Source organism: Methanobrevibacter sp., assembly GCA_022775905.1.
GTDB lineage: Archaea > Methanobacteriota > Methanobacteria > Methanobacteriales > Methanobacteriaceae > Methanocatella.
The window spans coordinates 1-18,990 of record JALFJX010000014.1; the positions used below are offsets into that span (position 1 = coordinate 1).

The 18,990-nt window shown below is 31.4% G+C and carries 19 protein-coding genes; 7 read left to right on the forward strand and 12 right to left on the reverse strand.

All coding sequences use genetic code 11. The features are described 5' to 3' along the window. Positions 1 to 281: 281 nt before the first annotated feature. Positions 282 to 851 carry a hypothetical protein gene (locus MR875_04870; protein MCI6994173.1) on the forward strand — a complete coding sequence of 190 codons (570 nt, stop codon included), beginning with the start codon at positions 282 to 284 and terminating at the stop codon, positions 849 to 851. Between the two features lie 37 nt (positions 852 to 888). Beyond that, a complete protein-coding gene (locus tag MR875_04875) occupies positions 889 to 1,803 on the forward strand; it encodes a DUF4868 domain-containing protein (GenBank protein MCI6994174.1) in 915 nt (304 codons plus the stop codon). Between the two features lie 269 nt (positions 1,804 to 2,072). Here MR875_04875 and MR875_04880 read toward each other — a convergent pair whose 3' ends face one another. The 5 genes from MR875_04880 to MR875_04900 all read right to left on the reverse strand — a co-directional run bounded on the left by MR875_04880 (position 2,073) and on the right by MR875_04900 (position 5,420). After that, positions 2,073 to 2,879, reverse strand: coding sequence for a hypothetical protein (locus tag MR875_04880; GenBank protein MCI6994175.1), 807 nt, complete (start codon positions 2,877 to 2,879; stop codon positions 2,073 to 2,075). A 43-nt stretch (positions 2,880 to 2,922) separates the two neighbouring features. After that, the gene (locus tag MR875_04885) at positions 2,923 to 3,468 is read right to left on the reverse strand and encodes a hypothetical protein (GenBank protein ID MCI6994176.1); all 546 of its coding nucleotides are present in this window, start codon (positions 3,466 to 3,468) and stop codon (positions 2,923 to 2,925) included. A 62-nt stretch (positions 3,469 to 3,530) separates the two neighbouring features. After that, positions 3,531 to 3,839 carry a hypothetical protein gene (locus tag MR875_04890; GenBank protein ID MCI6994177.1) on the reverse strand — a complete coding sequence of 103 codons (309 nt, stop codon included), beginning with the start codon at positions 3,837 to 3,839 and terminating at the stop codon, positions 3,531 to 3,533. Positions 3,840 to 3,898: 59 nt separating this feature from the next. After that, on the reverse strand, positions 3,899 to 4,141 hold the full coding sequence (locus MR875_04895) for a hypothetical protein (GenBank protein ID MCI6994178.1): 243 nt from the start codon (positions 4,139 to 4,141) through the stop codon (positions 3,899 to 3,901). A gap of 256 nt (positions 4,142 to 4,397) precedes the next feature. Then, positions 4,398 to 5,420: an aminopeptidase P family protein gene (locus MR875_04900; GenBank protein ID MCI6994179.1), complete on the reverse strand. Its 1,023-nt coding sequence runs from the start codon at positions 5,418 to 5,420 to the stop codon at positions 4,398 to 4,400. 59 nt (positions 5,421 to 5,479) lie between these two features. On the opposite strand from MR875_04900, the gene MR875_04905 reads away from it, so the two are divergent. Genes MR875_04905 through MR875_04915 form a run of 3 tightly spaced genes read left to right on the forward strand, consistent with a single transcriptional unit; the run spans position 5,480 to position 7,983 of the window. After that, positions 5,480 to 6,121 (forward strand): site-2 protease family protein, encoded by a 642-nt coding sequence (locus tag MR875_04905; protein MCI6994180.1) that lies wholly within the window; start codon positions 5,480 to 5,482, stop codon positions 6,119 to 6,121. A 1-nt stretch (position 6,122) separates the two neighbouring features. Then, positions 6,123 to 7,325, forward strand: a complete 1,203-nt coding sequence (locus tag MR875_04910; GenBank protein MCI6994181.1) for a YcaO-related McrA-glycine thioamidation protein — start codon at positions 6,123 to 6,125, stop codon at positions 7,323 to 7,325. Between the two features lie 4 nt (positions 7,326 to 7,329). Further along, positions 7,330 to 7,983, forward strand: coding sequence for a TfuA-related McrA-glycine thioamidation protein (locus MR875_04915; GenBank protein MCI6994182.1), 654 nt, complete (start codon positions 7,330 to 7,332; stop codon positions 7,981 to 7,983). Between the two features lie 418 nt (positions 7,984 to 8,401). Here MR875_04915 and MR875_04920 read toward each other — a convergent pair whose 3' ends face one another. From MR875_04920 to MR875_04935, 4 genes are read right to left on the reverse strand one after another with little or no spacing between them, the layout of a single operon-like run. Further along, positions 8,402 to 8,863, reverse strand: coding sequence for a hypothetical protein (locus tag MR875_04920; protein ID MCI6994183.1), 462 nt, complete (start codon positions 8,861 to 8,863; stop codon positions 8,402 to 8,404). A gap of 7 nt (positions 8,864 to 8,870) precedes the next feature. Beyond that, entirely contained in the window at positions 8,871 to 9,716 is an 846-nt protein-coding gene (locus MR875_04925; protein ID MCI6994184.1) for a CBS domain-containing protein, read from the reverse strand. 45 nt (positions 9,717 to 9,761) lie between these two features. Continuing rightward, positions 9,762 to 10,184 carry a universal stress protein gene (locus tag MR875_04930; protein MCI6994185.1) on the reverse strand — a complete coding sequence of 141 codons (423 nt, stop codon included), beginning with the start codon at positions 10,182 to 10,184 and terminating at the stop codon, positions 9,762 to 9,764. A gap of 42 nt (positions 10,185 to 10,226) precedes the next feature. Then, positions 10,227 to 11,381: an amidohydrolase family protein gene (locus tag MR875_04935; GenBank protein ID MCI6994186.1), complete on the reverse strand. Its 1,155-nt coding sequence runs from the start codon at positions 11,379 to 11,381 to the stop codon at positions 10,227 to 10,229. 283 nt (positions 11,382 to 11,664) lie between these two features. Between MR875_04935 and MR875_04940 the strand changes: the two genes are divergently transcribed. Continuing rightward, positions 11,665 to 12,090 carry a zinc ribbon domain-containing protein gene (locus tag MR875_04940; GenBank protein ID MCI6994187.1) on the forward strand — a complete coding sequence of 142 codons (426 nt, stop codon included), beginning with the start codon at positions 11,665 to 11,667 and terminating at the stop codon, positions 12,088 to 12,090. Positions 12,091 to 12,109: 19 nt separating this feature from the next. On the opposite strand, the gene carB is transcribed toward MR875_04940, so the two are convergent. Then, the gene (gene carB / locus MR875_04945) at positions 12,110 to 15,286 is read right to left on the reverse strand and encodes a carbamoyl-phosphate synthase large subunit (protein ID MCI6994188.1); all 3,177 of its coding nucleotides are present in this window, start codon (positions 15,284 to 15,286) and stop codon (positions 12,110 to 12,112) included. A gap of 23 nt (positions 15,287 to 15,309) precedes the next feature. Beyond that, a complete protein-coding gene (carA, locus tag MR875_04950) occupies positions 15,310 to 16,392 on the reverse strand; it encodes a glutamine-hydrolyzing carbamoyl-phosphate synthase small subunit (protein MCI6994189.1) in 1,083 nt (360 codons plus the stop codon). 228 nt (positions 16,393 to 16,620) lie between these two features. On the opposite strand from carA, the gene MR875_04955 reads away from it, so the two are divergent. Further along, positions 16,621 to 18,141 carry a DEAD/DEAH box helicase gene (locus MR875_04955; protein ID MCI6994190.1) on the forward strand — a complete coding sequence of 507 codons (1,521 nt, stop codon included), beginning with the start codon at positions 16,621 to 16,623 and terminating at the stop codon, positions 18,139 to 18,141. Here MR875_04955 and nadC read toward each other — a convergent pair. Continuing rightward, the gene (gene nadC / locus MR875_04960) at positions 18,136 to 18,966 is read right to left on the reverse strand and encodes a carboxylating nicotinate-nucleotide diphosphorylase (protein MCI6994191.1); all 831 of its coding nucleotides are present in this window, start codon (positions 18,964 to 18,966) and stop codon (positions 18,136 to 18,138) included. The genes MR875_04955 and nadC overlap by 6 nt on opposite strands. Positions 18,967 to 18,990: the final 24 nt, after the last annotated feature.

An 18,990-nucleotide genomic window follows, 5' to 3' on the forward strand; every position in this document is an offset into this window, starting at 1 on the left:
TCCAAAAAACAATGCCAAAATCAAGGAAACGAACATTCAAGACCAAACGAGGTGTTTTAAAACGAATATATCGCAGAGATTTAATTTGGAACCAAAATCGAAAAAACGATTTTGAAAATCAACAAAGTTTTTGAAAGAGTCTCATTTTATATTTTTTATTATATTATTTATTATATTTTATATATAAAATATATAATATTTTTTTATATGAGTTTGATAAAAAATAAGTCACTTAATATATTCCAACAAATTAATAACTTTGAAAATTCAATTAATATAATATGAATGCCACTAAAGAGTTAAAAAGAACATTGTCAATAAATAAATTATTATTATTTATTAGTGCATATAGTCCTTTATTATTAATCATTGCCATTAAAACAAGTCATTACAAAATAAAAATTCTTTTAAATAACGTATTGTACGAGATTCATATTGTATCAATAATATTTGTAGCTTTATTCATAATATTTATTTTTATTTCATATAAAATGATAAACAATTCTAAATCAAATACAAAAAAATATTTCAATGTAAATAAAGTAGATGAAAAAACAGACATAATTTTATCTTATTTAATCCCATATATAATATCCTTTATATCATTAGGAACCCCTGAAGAGATTTTTTCTGCAGCAATCATATTTACATTTGTATTTTTAATATATTCCAATTCCGAAATTATTTATATAAATCCGATTTTTATGTTATTTGGGTATAAGTTTTATTATTTATACACTGAAAAAAATTATGTGATATTGCTATCAAAACAAGATATATATCGGAATATTGGGGAAAATATAAAAGTTAACCAACTTAGTTCAAGATTATATATTGTTGATGGTGAATAAAATGCAAGAATTATTAAATAAAGTAACTCAAAGTGATATGAATGACATTAATTTATATTTATTCTCAAAACCTAGAAAAAGGGAAAATTTTGAAGTGTTTTCAACTATAATTGATGATGATGAAGTTAAAAAAGATATGAAACACATTCTCCAAGATCAAATTAGAAATTATATCACTAATGACAATTATGAGACAATAGACTATAATCCTCTATTTGAAGAAAAAGGAATTGTGCAATTTATAAAATGTGATGAACTAGAATACTTGCCCAAATTTATGGATAAGATTTGTTTGGATTGTGTTGTTTATGATGAAAAAAAATTAAAAAAAGGTCATGAGTTATGGTTAGCTGCTATTGTAATTGATAATGGGAACGATAAAATAATATCTTTTCAGAAAATAAGATCAAAAACTTTGTTAAAAAATGAAAAATATTTATTTTCCTTTGGAGATAAAAAACTTAAAAAATTAAATTCTCCATTATTACAATTAGAACAAAAAATGGATTGTATTTGTTATTTAGATAAAGATAATGAATTACATAATCAAACAATGTATATATTTGATAAATATAACTTTGAACTAATTTTTGGCTTTGAAAGGAAATTTAAAAAAGAAATAAATGAAATGTTAAAAAAACTTGAAGAAAATGAAAGTTATGATGTAAATTTATTAAACCTTCAACAATTATATTACAAGGTTGAAAATAATAAAAACCATCTGAAAAAATTATATGTAATCTTAAAAAACGATAGTTTTAGATATCTAACTAATGAAAATATTGAAAAAATTGAAAATAAAAGTAACATCAAATTTAATAGGCCAACAGGAAAACTTGAACTGGAAACTAATGACGATGTTAAAAAAATATTGAATTTTTTAAATGATGATTTTTTAGAAGGGATAGTTTCTGAAAAACCTTTTTTATCATCAAATAAAAGAGATATATAATATTAAATATCTAATCATGTTTAATCAACATGTCTGGTAAGTAATATATGATATTACTCTAATAAAAATTTTCATACAATCCTATTTTGTGATATTCTCCGTAATTCCTATATCAATTATTTTTACCATATTATTTATTATATCCATTATATAAAACAAATAATATACCAACTGAAATATCACAACCTTATCCACAAATTTAATTAACCTGCCAAATCTAAACTATAGTATAGAAAGGTTGAGAGAGAAAGCATATAAGCAACTGATATTTAGAGTGATATAATGATGTTACCATCATCATCAGTCACATCAGTTAAATTTAGAATTATTTCAACATCTTTTCTTACCACCAATGAAACATTTTGACCTGCTTCATTGGAATTGCATTGGAATACCACATCACTTGCAGGAGAAACAGTTACTCCATTTGCACCCCAGTATGTTACATTATTTAAAGTAACCGGAGAATTAGATGAAATAGCATTAATAACTGAATTCCCACCAGAAAGTCTAATCTGCAATTCAGTACAATTAGAATTCAAAGATCGGGACAAACCAGTGACTCTTGCCTTATTTTCCAAAAGAGTACAGTTAGTAAGTTTAGGAGATTGACCTTCCACATATATAGCACTACCTTCAGCAAATGCACAGTTATACATGAAAGTAGAATTAATGATATTACTTGCAGTATTATTACCAAAATACGCAACAGCAGCACCAGAAGATGCATTATTGTATTTGAATGTTGAATTTATAATATCGCATTTAAGATTATCTCCTTCATATCCAATAGCACCTCCACGGCTGTATTCAGCAATATTGTTAATGAAATCAGCATTGATTATTTGATTTTCCTTTGATTCCCTGTAATAAATAGCACCACCTTCACAGTTAACACTATTGCTATCAAATAAAACATTATTTATACTATTATAATTGGATAAATCATAATAAATAGCACCACCATATCCTTGATAGAAACTGTAAGGTCTATCCTTTGCATCATTTCCTTTAAAAGTGACATTATTGGAAATTGTATTATAGGAGGATTTATAATAATAAATTGCACACCACAAGAGTAAGGAGTAGCAGTTATTATTTCATAATATGCAGTATTATTTATAAACTTAACATTATCTGAGATAGTATTGATGAAGACCAATAATAATATATAGCTCCACCCAATTCAAGAGCAGTATTGTTTATAAATTCAGATTGCTTTATTATACTTGTCATTTGACCGTTTCCATCAATAAAAACAGCACCACCATTTTTAGCAGTATTATTTAAGAAAGTAGAATTTTCTATAGTCCAAAACTTATTGTTTATTCTAATTATTACTGCACCGGCACTTTTAGCTGCAGAATTGTTTTCAAAGTAGGAATTAGCAATAGTTGAACCACAAGCACCTCCAATTGCACCACCACTACCAGCAGCATGATTTCCAATGAATTTAGAGCCATTGATTAAAATTGAACCAGAACTTAACGGAGAAGTCCAGATTGCACCACCAGACTGATCATTAGTTTGTATTGCATTGTTTTCAACAAAAGTACAATTGTTTACAACAACAGAAGGCCCAATATCCAAAGCACCACCATACATAACAGTGTTGTTTTTGAAAGTACAGTTTTCAATTAAAATTGAACTGGAACCTTTCATCATATATATTGCACCAGCAGAATACTTGGATAAACTATTGTTGGCAAAGACTGAATTGATTATTTTTACATTGCAGCATTTACATAAATAGCCCCACCATTAGATTGTCCACCAACAGAACCAGTGATTGAATTTCCTTCAAAAGTACAGTTATCCAATAAACCATCATTTCCATTCCAGTAAATTGCACCACCATACACATCTGAAGACCCATCAATGAAATTTAAGTTTTTAATGATGACATTACTTCCAGATATGTTGAATATTCTTGAAATATCATTACCACTGACAGTAAATCCATTACCATTGATTGTAATTCCTTGAGTAATTGGAATACCAGTTTTATAATCATTATCACTGGACGTCAAATGCATAATTCTTTTCCAGATTCAAGATTCCATTTTCAGGAGTTGTATTTATTAAATTATTTAATTCATGAATTACCTGAATCAATTGTTTCGCCTTCTTTTAGAACATTAGCATTACCATCATTACTAATGACATCACCAAGTCCATCATTTGTATTAAAATTAGTTTTTTCAATAGCCAATCCATTATCATCCAATGAACCAGCTGTTGTATTGTCTTGTGTAGCGCATACTGCACCTATGCTTAAAACAAATATTAATAATATTGATAAGAACAGTAGCCTGCATTTCAAATTATTATTTTCCATAATAATAACCTTTTAAGTTTTTCCGAACATTTTGTAAAATTAAACATGATTTATAAAATCATAATACTTGATTAACTAAATAAAAAAGCATAGATCCACTATTATATAACTTTCAACTATTATATAAATCTGTATAATTTAAATTATAAACTGAATAATATGTTTAAAAAATATATGGAAATAAAAAAATATCCAATATCCTGAAAATTAACTGAATTATTCCAGTTATGAACAAAAAAAGAAAAAAATAATAAAATTAGTCAATGTTTAAAGGCAAATCACCAATAACATTGGCTTTTTTTGAGATACTGACAGTATCTTCAAGGCGAACTCCAAATTCCCCTTCCAAGTAGATTCCAGGCTCAACTGTTATAACCATACCATTTTCAATCATAGTATCATCACGGGCGGAAAATCCAGGATTTTCATGAATATCCAAACCTAAACTGTGACCGGTTGTGTGAATGAACTTATCACCATAGCCATATTCAGTTATGATATCACGAGCCACTTTATCAACTTCACAGCATTTCATACCCACTTTAGCTGCTTTTATTGCCTTGTCATGGGCTTCTGCAACAATGTCCCAAATTTCCTGTTGGCGTTCAGTATAAATCATTGTACGAGTATTATCAGAACAGTACCCTTCAAATATTGCACCCCAATCAATTAAAATAGGCTGTTCCAGTTTTTTGACCTCTGGAATTGCATGAGGAAGACTTGAATTAGCACCACTTGTGACGATTGTATCAAATGACTCCTTTGAAGCCCCATTTTCAATCATATACCGTGCAAGGTCAAAAGCAATTTCCTTTTCGGTGTTCTTATTGTTCAGGATATCCAATTGCAAGAATGATTTTTGAGCTATTTCAGTTGCTTTTGTAATCTTTGCAATTTCATCATCAGTCTTGATCATACGTTGCTTGTCGACATATGTTTTTGAGGACACATCAAAATCATCCCTGAAGCGAACATATGTGCTGTAAGGAAGTGTAGGTTCAATTGCGAGGTTTTTGATACCCTCTTCCTTTAATTCATTAATCATCAATTCATATGATTCATATTTTTTAACTTCAATAGCCGAATCACGGACCGCAAGTTCCATATCCATTCCTGATGCATAGATAATCGGATTTTCCTTGATTATGCAGAAAGCGAAACTTGTCGGCTTATATCCTGAAAGGTATTCGACATTGGTAAATTGTGTAAGTAAATAAGCTTGAATATCATCTTTTTTTATATCATTTAAAATATTGTTCACATGTAAGTCCATGTTTATATATTTTAGACAAAATATTATAAAAAATTATATTAAAGTCAAATTAGATATTTTAACATATGTTTAAATTTACAACTAGTGAAATAAGAGATTTGATAATTGCATTTGTCGTTATTTCTCTAAGTTTTGCAATAGTAAATGGTGGTAGAGACCCATCTGCCGTACTTACAATATTGCCAATTGTTATGGTTGGCGTAGGTGCAGGTTTCATCTTGCATGAACTCGGACATAAATTTGTCTCAATGAAATACGGATATTGGGCTGAATTCAAATTATGGCCTCAGGGATTGATTTTTGCACTAATCAGTTCATTTTTAGGATTCGTATTTGCAGCACCAGGTGCAGTATACACTTATGCAAACTACATGACTGATGAAATCAATGGTAAAATCTCCATTGCAGGACCTATTGTCAATATTGTTCTTGCATTAATATTTTTAGCAATTTGTATAGTTATTTATCCATCCGCATTCACTTCAGAAACTTCAGTATTGATATTTGTCATCTGTTCAGTTGGTTATTCAATCAACAGTTTCCTTGCTGCATTTAACTTAATACCAATCGGAAACTTGGACGGATCCAAAGTATTAACCTGGAATGCTGGAATTTGGGTTGCTACAATTGCAGTTGCTGGAATAATGACCTTGATGTCTATGACAATGGGCGTTGAAACCATAGTAAGAATTATTTTAGGATTTTAAAATGAGAGAAGAACTCACATATTTTGAAGGAACACACAGAGTTATTGCTCCAAAAAAAACAATAGAAATTAACGAAGGAAAGTTAAGAACTGCTGGAATTACCCGTATTGCAGACATTACTGATTTAGATAGAATTGGGATGCCTGTTTTTACTGCAATAAGGCCCACTGCAGAAGATGGTGCAATCAGCATTTATGGTGGAAAAGGAATCACAAAAGACCACGCTAAAGCTTCAGCAATGATGGAAGGATTTGAGAGATATTCCGCTGAAAAGCAAAATGACGACGAAACCATAATTGCAACAGTCAGCGAAATTTCAGATAAAGGAAAATTCATTGATCCTAAATCATTGAATTTACCTCAAAAATATGAAAAGGAAGACATTTCAGAAATTCAATTGGAATGGACTCTTGCAACAGATTTAATATCTGGTGATGAATACTACGTTCCTTCAAATGCAGTGTTCCACCCATACATTCATGAAAATGATGTTCAAAGCTTCTTTAAGTCAAACACCAATGGTCTTGCATCAGGAAACATATTGGATGAAGCAATATTGCACGGAATATTTGAAGTTATCGAAAGAGATGCATGGAGCATTTTTGAATTGACCCATAAGAACTATTCACAGATCAATTTAGAAAGCATTGAAAGTGAATTGATAAATGATGTGATTGGAAAATTCGAATCAAATGGAATTAAAATCAAACTGATGGATTTTACTGCAGACATCAAAGTTCCGACAATAGCTGCTTCAGCAGACGATACAGTTACAAGGGATGCAGGACTGTTGACACTAGGCATGGGAACACATTTGGATCCTGAAGTTGCAATACTAAGAGCATTGACTGAAGTTGCACAAAGCAGAGCAACACAAATCAATGGTGCTCGTGAAGATACCGTTAGGGCGGACTTTGCACGTGAAGCAGGCTATGAAAGGATGAAAAGAATCAACAAATACTACTTTAGAGAGGAAGAAAAACAAATCAACCTCCAAGATATTGAAAATAAGTCAACAACATCAATTAAAAAAGATTTGGAAATTGTAAAAGATGAATTGATGGCCAATGACATCAAGCACATTCTATACACAAATCTTACAAGAGAAGAACTTGACGTTAACGTTGCAAGAGTAATAATTCCTGAAATGGAAATTTATGCACTTGACCCTGAAAGAGCAGGATACAGATTTTTAAGAGTATGATATCATGGTTAAAATCATAATTTATACAGGACTTTCACTTCCTTTTGATAAAGCTCGAGAAATCCTGGATTCACACGATGACATTGAAGTAATCTACAAAAGACCAATTAAAAGAGGAGATTTAGGCCAGGACATAAAAGAAAATCCTGATATAATTGGAATTATTGATGGAGTATTTCACCAAAACTCCGCTGTTGGACACAGAGAAATCCTCAGCGTTATGAAAAAAGGAGTTAAGGTATTTGGAGCTTCAAGTATGGGTGCACTTAGAGCATCCGAGCTTGACAGTCTTGGAATGGAAGGAATAGGTTATTGCTATAACGAATATGCAAGTGGAAATGTTGACTCCGATGATGATGTTGCAGTAATGCTTGACTCAGAAAGCCTGGAAGCACTTTCAGTTCCATTAATCAGTATGAATTATGTATTTAAAAATGCAGTTAAGGAAGGAATCATCACCCAAGAGGAAAAAGAGGAATTGAGCAAAATTTCAAAAGAAACTTTTTATCCTAAAAGAACTTATGCTCAAACACTATCCCAATCAAGCTTAAATAGCGATAAAAAAGGTGAACTGATTGATTTCATCCGTACTTCCAAAAACATCAAAGAAGAGGATGCAAGAGAATTAATCACCCATATTAAAACATTGGTAGAATAAAATAAAATATACTATCACCAAAAATAACCAAAATATTGTTAATACTGACTGTGAACTGGCCAAAGTTAATGACTTTGGAAGTCTTAGTGATTGTAAAGTTGACAAGATTTGTGAAATTGTTAACTAAAATAAATTTAAAGACATTAACGATGAATTAAAAAGTAAGTATTATGAAAAAACTATCTTTAAATTTATCCAAAAATAAAAATAACAATAGAATAATTCCTGATTATACGAATGGTTTATTTTCATATTAATAACAAACATGAAAAATACAAAACACTGTTCACTCAGAAAATTATCAATAAAAACAAAAAGAAAAAATAGAAAATATTGATATTTTCAATACAGGAATAAAATTATGAAAATGCAGTAAAATAGTTTTATGCACACCACAATCTAAATTGAGAAGAAACATTTAGTTTCCTTTCATTTCCCTATATTTTTTTAAAACAATATCTGGAGTTTCGATACAATGATCAAAAGTTGTTGAAAATTCCTTAGGTTCAAAATCCTCTTCGACATTTCTTAAATCTTTAAGGAAAATAGACCCACCATCAATTTTAAACCCTACATCATCTGCCGAGATAGAAATCAAATTTATTTCAATTTGAGAAGCATTATCCAAAATTGCATCTGCTTTTACCTCATATTTTAAGTTTAATGTTTTATGAGGCATTATCTCATTGATAGTTCTTTTGATAACAGAATCAAAAAGTTCTAAAAATTTAACGGCTGGAGGCATATTATTTGCCCACCAATAAGCAAGTACAGAGTTTAAAACAATGTTGTGTTCAGAGAAATCATCATATAATCTCGCACGAACACCAACACTAGTATTGTCAACTACCTTAATCACTAATACTGGATTTACAGCCATTATACCACTATTCTTGTGGGACTAATGCTTTGATTAAATCACTAGCTCTTACAAGACCTACTAAATTGCCTTCAACACCAATAACAGGAATTTGTTCAATGTTTAAGGTTTTCATTTTTTTAGCACAGTCTGAAACTTTGGTTTTGGAGTTAGCTACTTCAACATTACCAACAGCAACATCACAGACAGCTTTATCAGTGAATTTTAAATGATTTTTCTCAATGTATAATACAGAAGTACTGTCCCAAGACCATTTGTCTCCTTCAGTACCTACAGTAGAACTGTGTTCACTTCTTTCAGAAATGATTTCGATTTCAGAGATAAAATCAGTTTCAGTTAAAATTCCAGATAATTTTGCTTCATCATCAAGAGTTAAAACAGATTTTAATCCAAATTGATTCATAGTTTCAAATGCAACATTCAATGGAGCTTTTTCCCAAGTGGTTGGCACAGTTGTAATCATGTAATTTTCAACTGCATCATCAATTTCAGTTTTGGTTAATGCGTTAGATACTAAATCGAAAGAAGTAATAATTCCAACTAATTTTCCTTCATCATCCACTACAGGAACTCTTCTAACATCATTTTCCATCATTTTACGAGCAGCATCAATTACATCATCACCAGGAGCTACTGTAATTAAGTCTCTACTCATTAACATTGCAATTTGTTCTTCATCAGGATTATTAATTAAGTCAGAACGAGTTACGATTCCTACTAAAATATCAGTGTCTCCTTTGACAACTGGTAATACTGCTTTTTTTTCTTTCCTCATTAAGTCTAAAACTTTGTCCCTGTTACCTGGAACAGAAACACTAACAACATTTTTAGACATTGTTCTTTTAACTAACATAAAAAACACCTTTTATAAATACAATAATAAAATGGTAAATTAAATTTAATGAACTACAAGTACTGCACATTTAGCTGAATTGACAACCTTATCTGCTACACTACCCATAATAAATCTATCGAATCCAGATTTACCAGAACTACCCATTACTATCAAATCAATATTTTCTTCTTTTGCTACCTCGAGAATAACTTTAGCAGGTGACCCTTCTCTAACTATGTGGGTAATCTTCAACTCATCTTCATTTAATTTATCAAATTCTTTAAGATTTTCTTCAGATCTTTCTTTTAAGATTTGATTTAACTGGTATACTTCATCATCTAATGGAAGCCCGTTAACAAAATTATTCTCTGTAACACTTATAGCAATAATTTCCGCTCCAGATACCTTTGATAAAAACAAAGCATGTTTTTGAGCTTTTTTTGCGAATTCAGATCCATCAGTAGGGACCAATATTTTTTTATACATTATTAACATCTCCCATAATATATAGATTAATATCCATTTATATTATATGGTTGTTTTTTTATTAATTCTATATAATATATTTTTCGTTTCACAGCGATTTATTATATTAATGTAATGATTTTTAGAAAAAGAATTGAACACATTGAATTCTGCAAAATTATTTTCATCAATTACAGACTTTTGAATTACATCATTAATACCGAATCGGCAAACATTAGTTGTTGCCATCTTTAAGAGACCACATGGGTCAATATACTGTTTATAATATACAGACATTATCTTTAAGACAAATTCCAATTCACGAAGCATGTTTGGAGAATTAAGCATTACATTATCAGTTCCAAGCATCGGCTTTATGCCCAAATCAATCATCTGAGGTAATGGTACAACACCAACATTCAATGTAGCGTTAGCCCTTGGACAAACAACAACATTTTGACCAGATTCTGCAACGGATTTCAAATCATCATTTTTTGGATTAGTAAGATGAACCAGTTGGGAAAATTTATTTGAAACTCCCTTTCCAATTTCACTTAATCCACTGTTTTCCAAGGATTCAATCTGATTGGATTCAGATTCTGCCACATGAATTGAAGAGATCTTACCTGCTTTTTTACATTCAGCCACAATTATCTCAGCAACATCCACAGTGATTTCACCAAAACCACTTGGTGCAATTCCATCGGCATATTTTAAGAGTTTACGAATAGCTACTTTAACTTTACTTAAATCCGGGTCATCACCATAAAAACTGTCGTCACGTCCTAAAATTATTGGTGTTATTGGAATACCTTCAGCAGCTTTTCTTAAAAGCCTGACCCCATTTAGACCACCTTCACGATAATCAATGAAATGAGTTGTTCCACCATAAACCATATCCCACATTGAAGATTTCATTGCCTCAATTAAATCATTATCACTGGCGTTAGCTAATGCAACATGCTTAACACCATAAGGAGGTTTTACCATTTCACTTAAAGACAATCCATAACCTTCATCTTTTATAATAGAATCCCCTATATGCATATGACCATTTATAAATGATGGGCAAACAACAGCACCATCGACATCAATAATTTTACCTTCAGAGGATTCTTTTCCAATTTCAATTATTTTTCCTTCATCAACAACAATATTTTCACGGGTTGGAACCAAATCTTTGCCTTTTAATATGATTCCATTAGCTATAGTAAACATTAAAAGAAAATCTAATTTTTTTTATTAATATAATTATCTTTATTAAATTGTAAAAACAAAATTAAGATATATCAGAGAACAATTTAACTTAATACCACATGTCTTTAAACCATAAGGTGATACTATTAACTCTCAAGAAATAAGATACTTTTACAGGAATATTATAAAAACTGGAGACGTATACAGAGTTAAATACAATAATAAAGATTATGGAGAATTTAAAAAGTTATCTGATGCATTATACGAAAGAGATGCACTATTTTTTTGTAATTTTGATTATGATTTGCTTGTTGAATGCGACCTTGAAAACAAGTATGAAAATAAAGTTCTACCACCATTTCCAGAAAAAAGACCAAAAGGCAGAATCAAAGGAACCAAAGTCAACAAAAAAGAAAGGGAAGGGGAAATTCTCTTTGACCACAAGCTTAGAAAGTTCTATATTCAGAAAGGTGATGAAACAATTGGCCAATATGATACTATGACTGAAGCGTTTTATTATAAGAAGATACTGATGGCTAATAATTGGGACATAAATGCCCTGAAAACAAATATCACTCAGAAAATTGAAGTCAATGCAGTTATTGATCCTAATATTGAATATGAAGTACAATTAAACTTCTGTCCTAAATGTAAAAACAGATTAAAAATTGGAGAAACAGAATGTCCTTCCTGCGGTATTAATATCCAGGAATATTTATTCAATAATTAAAAAAAAGGATAGAGAATAATTATTCTCCATCAACATAATCATTTAAAGATTTTACATTGATTTCATTATTTTGAACAGCTTTAATAGCATTTAAAACTGCTCTTGCTCCTGCAAGTGTGGTAACGTATGGTATGCCCAGTTCAATTGCAAGACGTCTGATGATATAACCATCTTTTGCAGACTGTTTACCTTCAGATGTGTTAATAATTAAATCAACTTCTTTGTTTAAGATAGCATCTCTGATGTTTGGAGATCCTTGAGATACTTTCAATACTTTTTCAACTGAGTCAAGACCAGTAGCTTTAGCAGTACCATCAGTTGCAATTAAATCAAATCCTAAGTTAGCTGCGGTTTCAGCAATAGGTCTGATTTTCTTTCTGTCTGCTTTTTTAACACTGATGAATATTTTACCTTCAGTAGGCAATTCCATACCTGCGGAGAGTTGTGATTTATAGAATGCCATTCCATAATTCTCATCGATACCAATACTTTCACCAGTGGATTTCATTTCAGGTCCAAGGACAGTATCGGATTCTGGGAGTTTTAAGAATGGGAATACAGATTCTTTTACTGCAACATGATTTAATTTAATCTCTTTGGTTAATCCGAAGTCTTTTAATTTAGCTCCTTGCATAATCCAGGTTGCAACTTTTGCAAGTGGCACACCAATTGCTTTACTTACAAATGGCACAGTTCTACTTGCACGAGGGTTAGCTTCAATAATGTAAACCATTTCCTCATCGAGTTTTACTGCATATTGAATGTTCATTAAACCTTTGACATCTAATTCAAGAGCTAATTTTGTTGAATTTTCACGAATAGTGTCTAAGATATATGCTGGAATAGTTTGAGGAGGTATTACACATGCGGAGTCTCCAGAGTGAACACCAGCTTCTTCGATGTGTTCCATGATTCCTGCAATGAATACATCTTCACCATCACATAATATATCTACATCAAGTTCAATAGCATCTTCCAAGAACTTGTCAACTAAAATTGGGTGTTCAGGAGAGACTTTTACAGCTTCTTTCATATATTCTTCAAGCTCATTGTTATCATAAACAATTTCCATTGCTCTTCCACCAATTACATATGATGGACGTACGAGAACTGGGAAGGTAATTTCTTCTGCAATAGCTTTTGCTTCTTCAAATGAATTTGCAGTTCCGTATGGAGCTTGGTGAATGTGTAATTTTTCCAAGAGCTCTGCGAATAATTCTCTGTCTTCTACTCTATCAATACTTTCATATGGAGTACCTAAAATTTTAACTCCAGCATTTGCGAGTGGAACAGATAAGTTAATTGATGTTTGACCACCAAATTGAACAATTACCCCATCAGGTTTTTCCTGTTCAATTACTCCCATCACATCTTCAAATGTAAGTGGTTCGAAGAATAATTTATCAGAAATGTCGTAATCAGTACTTACAGTTTCTGGGTTGTTGTTGATCAATATTGTTTCAATTCCTTTTTCTTTTAAAGCTAAGGAAGAGTGTACACAGCAGTAATCGAATTCAATACCTTGACCAATTCTGATTGGTCCTGCTCCAAGAATTACAACTTTTTTCTTGTTTGTTGATACAAGTTCATTTCCTTTATCATAACTGCTGTAGTAGTAAGGAGTTTTTGCTTCAAATTCGGCAGCACATGTATCTACCATTTTATAGGATGGTTTTATGTTGAATCTTGAAAGTAAGTTTTTAACATATTCTTCAGTTTGACCAGATAAAGTAGCTAATCTTTTATTGGAACAACCAATTTGTTTAGCTTTTCTTAAGAAGTCTTCATCTTCTAATTTTTCAGCAGTTACGCTGTTTTCGAAGTTAACAATGTTTCTAATTTTGTATAAGAAGAAATTGTCGATTTTTGTGAGTTCTCTGATTTTATCAATTTCCATTCCATCTTTAATAGCTGAATAAATTTGGAAGTAGATTTTATCAGTAGGGTGTTTTAAGTCTTCTTCAGTGTAATCAATGTATTCAAAACCATCGAATCCCATATCAAGTGATCTAAGTGCTTTTTGGAATGCTTCTTCAAAGGTTCTTCCAATAGCCATTACTTCCCCAGTAGCTTTCATTTGAACTCCGACTTCACGACTTACACTTTTGAATTTGTCAAATGGCCATCTTGGGATTTTAATAACGACATAATCAATAGCTGGTTCGAAAGATGCTGGTGTTTCTTTGGTAATATCGTTTTTAATTTCATCCAAGGTTAATCCTAAAGCTATTTTGGAAGAGATTTTTGCAATTGGATAACCAGTTGCTTTAGATGCAAGTGCACTACTTCTGGATACACGAGGGTTTACCTCAATAACTTTGTATTCATCAGTTTCAGGGTTAAGTGCGAATTGAATGTTACATCCACCTCTAATTCCTAATGCTCTGATGATTTTAATGGATGCATCTCTCATTTTTTGAATGGTTTCATCACATAAGTTTTGGATAGGAGCAACTACAACACTATCCCCTGTGTGGATACCCATAGGATCAATGTTTTCCATAGTACATACAATGATACAAGTGTCTTCTTTGTCCCTCATTACTTCAAATTCTATTTCTTTCCATCCGAGAACAGATTCATCGATGAGAACTTGATTGATGAAACTCATATCTAATCCGTGAGTTGCAATTTCAATTAATTCTTCTTCATTGTGAGCAATTCCCCCACCAGTACCACCTAAGGTGAATGCTGGTCTTACAATAACAGGATATCCAATGTCCTCTACTGCTTCAAGTGCTGCTTCTACACTTTCAACCGCATGACATTTAGGGATTTTTTCTCCGATTTTGTCCATGAGGTTTGCAAATAAGTCACGGTCTTCCACGTCTTTAATTGTTTGAACGTCAGAACCTAATACTTTAATTCCGTCAAGTAATCCTAAGTCTCCAAGACCTGTTGCAATGTTCAATCCAGTTTGTCCACCCATAGTAGGTAAGATGGAATCAACTTTTTCTTCTTCGATGATTTTAGCAACAACCTCAGGAGTTAATGGTTCTGTGTAAACAGTATCTGCCATATCAATATCAGTTTGAATTGTAGCAGGATTACTGTTAACAAGGACTGTTTCAATTCCCTCTTCTCTTAATGATTTACATGCTTGTGATCCTGAATAATCGAACTCAGCTGCTTGTCCGATTTGAATAGGTCCAGAACCAATAATTAATACTTTTTTAATATCCTTATCAACTGGCATATTATAATCCTCATTAAATTTATTTAGTAATCATCCATCATTTGATTAAATTTGTCAAAAACATTTCTTGTATCGTTTGGACCTGGTCCTGCTTCAGGATGGTACTGTATACAATGTAATGGTAATTCTTTATGTGAAATTCCTTCAGGAGTTCCATCGTTTAAGTTAATTTGGGTTAAAACTAAATCAGTTTCTTTTAATGATTCTTTGTCAATGGTAAATCCATGGTTTTGTGAAGTAATAAATACTTTTCCAGTAGTTAAATCTTTAACTGGTTGGTTTTCTCCCCTGTGCCCAAATTTCATTTTGTATGATTTTGCTCCGAAAGATTTAGCGATTAATTGTTGACCCATACAGATACCGAAAATTGGTAATCTGTTTGATAATTTTTTCATGGTCTCGATAGTTTCAGACACTCTGTCAGGGTTTCCCGGTCCTGAGGTAATCATCAAACCATTAGGAGAATAATCCAAAATAGTTTTATAATCAGTATCGTAAGGGAATAAAATTACACCAATGTCCCTTTCTAAAAATGAGTTGATAATATTCTTTTTAACACCACAGTCAATTAATGCAACTTTTTTGTCAGCATCTTCATTGAACAATTTTATTTCTTTTGTAGATACCAATGGAACAACATCCATTTCTTCGATACTTGGCTGGGAACGTGCCATTTCGAGTAATTTGTCATCACCAATGTCTTCAGTTGTTAATGCTGCTTTAAGTGAACCTCTTTCACGAATTTTGAGTGTTAAATCACGAGTATCAATTCCACTGATTCCCGGAGTTTTGAATTCTTTTAAGAAATCATCCAAAGTTTTTTGAGGTCCGAAGTTAGAAACTTCACGACAAACTTCACGACATACAAAACCTTCAGCTTGAATTTTATCTGATTGATACCACTTCTCACTTACACCATGATTTCCCTCTAATGGGTAAGTAGACATTAAAATTTCTCCTTTAAAAGACGGGTCAGTTAAAGATTCAGTATAACCACCCATACCGGTTGAGAAAACAAGTTCTCCCAATTTAGTGGTTTCATAACCGAATGCGTCACCTTTTAAAATAGTACCATCTTCTAAAGCTAATTTAGCTATTTTTACCATTAAATCACCATCATAAAAAATATAAAATTACTTTCTATCTTTAATATATATTATTTTACTATATTATTAAAGTTTGTTTTTTAGAAAAAAATGATGTATTCCGAAAAACAATGAAAATATATTTGGTGACTTATTATCAAAAAACCGCAAAAAGATTAAACCAAATGTGAAAAAATATTTAATAAATATCATCAAACATTCATTTATTAAAATCAAAGGGCAAGGACAATGGATTCAAAATCTGAAGAAATATTTAAAAAACACTTAAAAAATGCCAAGGAATATTCTAAATTCAAAAAATTAGTTGATGAAACAAAAGTTTATGACATTCCAGATGATTTGACTGCTGAATTAAGGCCATATCAAAAGATGGGTTATTCCTGGCTTGTTCAAAACATCAAATATAACTTCGGATGCATTTTGGCAGATGATATGGGACTTGGAAAAACAATTCAAGTTTTAACAACAATTCTTCATTTCAAAGAGCAAAATCCATACGACAATGAGCCTTCACTCATTATAGTTCCTCCAGCATTGCTTTCAAACTGGGAAAATGAGATTAAAAAGTTCACACCAACTCTTTCATATTATATTTATCATGGATCAAACAGAACATTCCCCTTAGAAGAGTATGACATTATTTTAACATCATATGGTGTAATTAGACTTGATTTGGACATGTTTTCAGACAAGAAATGGTTCATATGCGTCATTGATGAAGCACAGAATATTAAAAATCCAAATACTCAACAAACCAAAGCGATTAAAAAAGTCCCAGCAATCAATAAGATAGCATTAACAGGTACTCCTATTGAAAATAAATTAACTGATTACTGGTCAATATTTGATTTTGTAAATAAAGGATACTTATCAAGTTTAGATAACTTTAAAGCAAATTATGTCTTTAGAATCGAAAGACTTGAAGAAGAATCCACCTTGGAAAAATTCAAAACAATAACAAAACCATTTGTTTTAAGACGTCTTAAAACAGACGACAACATCAAGGATGAACTTCCAGACAAAATTGTTAACGACATTTATTGCAGCATGACTAAAAAACAAATTTTGCTTTATAATGCAATTATGGAAGGAATATTCGAAGATCTGGAAGGAAAAACCGGTATTGAAAGGCGTGGAATAATTTTAAATATTATTACTGGATTAAAACAGGCATGTAATCACCCCGCACAATATTTGCGCTCAGACAATCCCAAAATCAATGAATCCGGAAAAATGGAATTGTTGATTACTCTTTTGGAAAATATCCTATATGCAGATGAAAAAGTCATAATATTTACACAATATGCAAAGATGGGAGAAATCATACAGAAATTAGTTTCCAAAAAGTTAAAGACAGACGTGTTATTCCTGCACGGTTCACTTACACAGGAAAAGAGAACAGAAGTAATTTCCACATTCCAAGAGGACGAAAACCATAAAATTTTAGTTGCAACCCTTAAAACTGGTGGTGTTGGATTAAACTTGACTGCCGCTCAAAACGTTATCCATTACGATTTATGGTGGAATCCTGCAATTGAAAATCAGGCAACCGATCGTGTACATCGTATAGGTCAGGAAAAAGATGTTATGGTATATAGATTCATAACAAAAGGAACATTAGAAGAAGTAATAGATGAAATGAGTAAAAATAAATTGAATTTGGCTGAAAAAGCCATAAGCAATGATGAAACTTTCATTACCGAAATGAGTGATGATGAACTTAAGGAAAAATTATCATTAAGATTATAATTTTTCCATTTTCAAACTGAAGTTTAGGCTTCTGGATGAATGAGTTAAAGCACCTATTGAAATAATATCCACACCATATTCAACATAATCCAGGATATTATCCTCAGTAATTCCACCGGAAACTTCAATTAGTGAATTTTGACGGATGTTTAATTTTTCAAGTTCATCAATGACATCCTTAACTTCATGACCAGTCATATTGTCAAGCATTACAATATCTGCTTTGTTTTCAACACATTCAATAGCATCATGCAATGTTTCAACTTCAATTTCGATTTTTTTGGAAAAGCTAGTAACTTTTTTTGCTTTTAAAAGTGCATCCAATGGAGAATCACACATTGCAATATGATTGTCCTTAATTAGAACCATATCATCCAAACTAAAACGATGAGTATCCGCACCACCTACTTTAAGCGCATATTTGTCAAATTTAGAGATTGCTGGAGAAGTTTTACGGGTTCCCGCAATTCTTACATCATAATCTTTAACCAAATCAACATAATGGTTAGCAGCACTAGCTACCCCACTCATTCTCATTGACAAGTTAAGCGCAGTTCTCTCAAGAAGCAATATTGTTCTAGCATCACCTCTAACAGACATCAATAAATCTTTTTTTGAAATTTCACAACCATCATTTAACCAGAATGTGACTTCCACACCAAACTCTTCAAATAATTCACGAACAATATCCATTCCTGCTAAAATACCATCATCTTTTGAAATAATATATGCATTAGCTTCCAAACCTTTTTCAACAGTAGATTCAGAAGTGATGTCTCCAAATCCCTTATCTTCTTCAAGCATATATTCAATTATTCTATCCAAAAAAATCACCAAAATTTACTTATT

Excerpts from the sequence above, each read along its gene's own strand:
- MR875_04935 (MCI6994186.1), bottom strand. The coding sequence starts at position 11,381 with ATGTTTACTATAGCTAATGGAATCATATTAAAAGGCAAAGATTTGGTT.
- MR875_04890 (MCI6994177.1), bottom strand. The coding sequence starts at position 3,839 with ATGCATTTGACGTCCAGTGATAATGATTATAAAACTGGTATTCCAATT.
- MR875_04910 (MCI6994181.1), top strand. The coding sequence starts at position 6,123 with ATGAGAGAAGAACTCACATATTTTGAAGGAACACACAGAGTTATTGCT.
- MR875_04875 (MCI6994174.1), top strand. The coding sequence starts at position 889 with ATGAATGACATTAATTTATATTTATTCTCAAAACCTAGAAAAAGGGAA.
- carA (MCI6994189.1), bottom strand. The coding sequence starts at position 16,392 with ATGGTAAAAATAGCTAAATTAGCTTTAGAAGATGGTACTATTTTAAAA.
- MR875_04920 (MCI6994183.1), bottom strand. The coding sequence starts at position 8,863 with ATGGCTGTAAATCCAGTATTAGTGATTAAGGTAGTTGACAATACTAGT.
- MR875_04895 (MCI6994178.1), bottom strand. The coding sequence starts at position 4,141 with ATGGAAAATAATAATTTGAAATGCAGGCTACTGTTCTTATCAATATTA.
- MR875_04915 (MCI6994182.1), top strand. The coding sequence starts at position 7,330 with ATGGTTAAAATCATAATTTATACAGGACTTTCACTTCCTTTTGATAAA.
- MR875_04905 (MCI6994180.1), top strand. The coding sequence starts at position 5,480 with ATGTTTAAATTTACAACTAGTGAAATAAGAGATTTGATAATTGCATTT.
- MR875_04870 (MCI6994173.1), top strand. The coding sequence starts at position 282 with ATGAATGCCACTAAAGAGTTAAAAAGAACATTGTCAATAAATAAATTA.
- MR875_04885 (MCI6994176.1), bottom strand. The coding sequence starts at position 3,468 with ATGATGAAAGGTTCCAGTTCAATTTTAATTGAAAACTGTACTTTCAAA.
- carB (MCI6994188.1), bottom strand. The coding sequence starts at position 15,286 with ATGCCAGTTGATAAGGATATTAAAAAAGTATTAATTATTGGTTCTGGA.
- MR875_04925 (MCI6994184.1), bottom strand. The coding sequence starts at position 9,716 with ATGTTAGTTAAAAGAACAATGTCTAAAAATGTTGTTAGTGTTTCTGTT.
- MR875_04955 (MCI6994190.1), top strand. The coding sequence starts at position 16,621 with ATGGATTCAAAATCTGAAGAAATATTTAAAAAACACTTAAAAAATGCC.
- MR875_04930 (MCI6994185.1), bottom strand. The coding sequence starts at position 10,184 with ATGTATAAAAAAATATTGGTCCCTACTGATGGATCTGAATTCGCAAAA.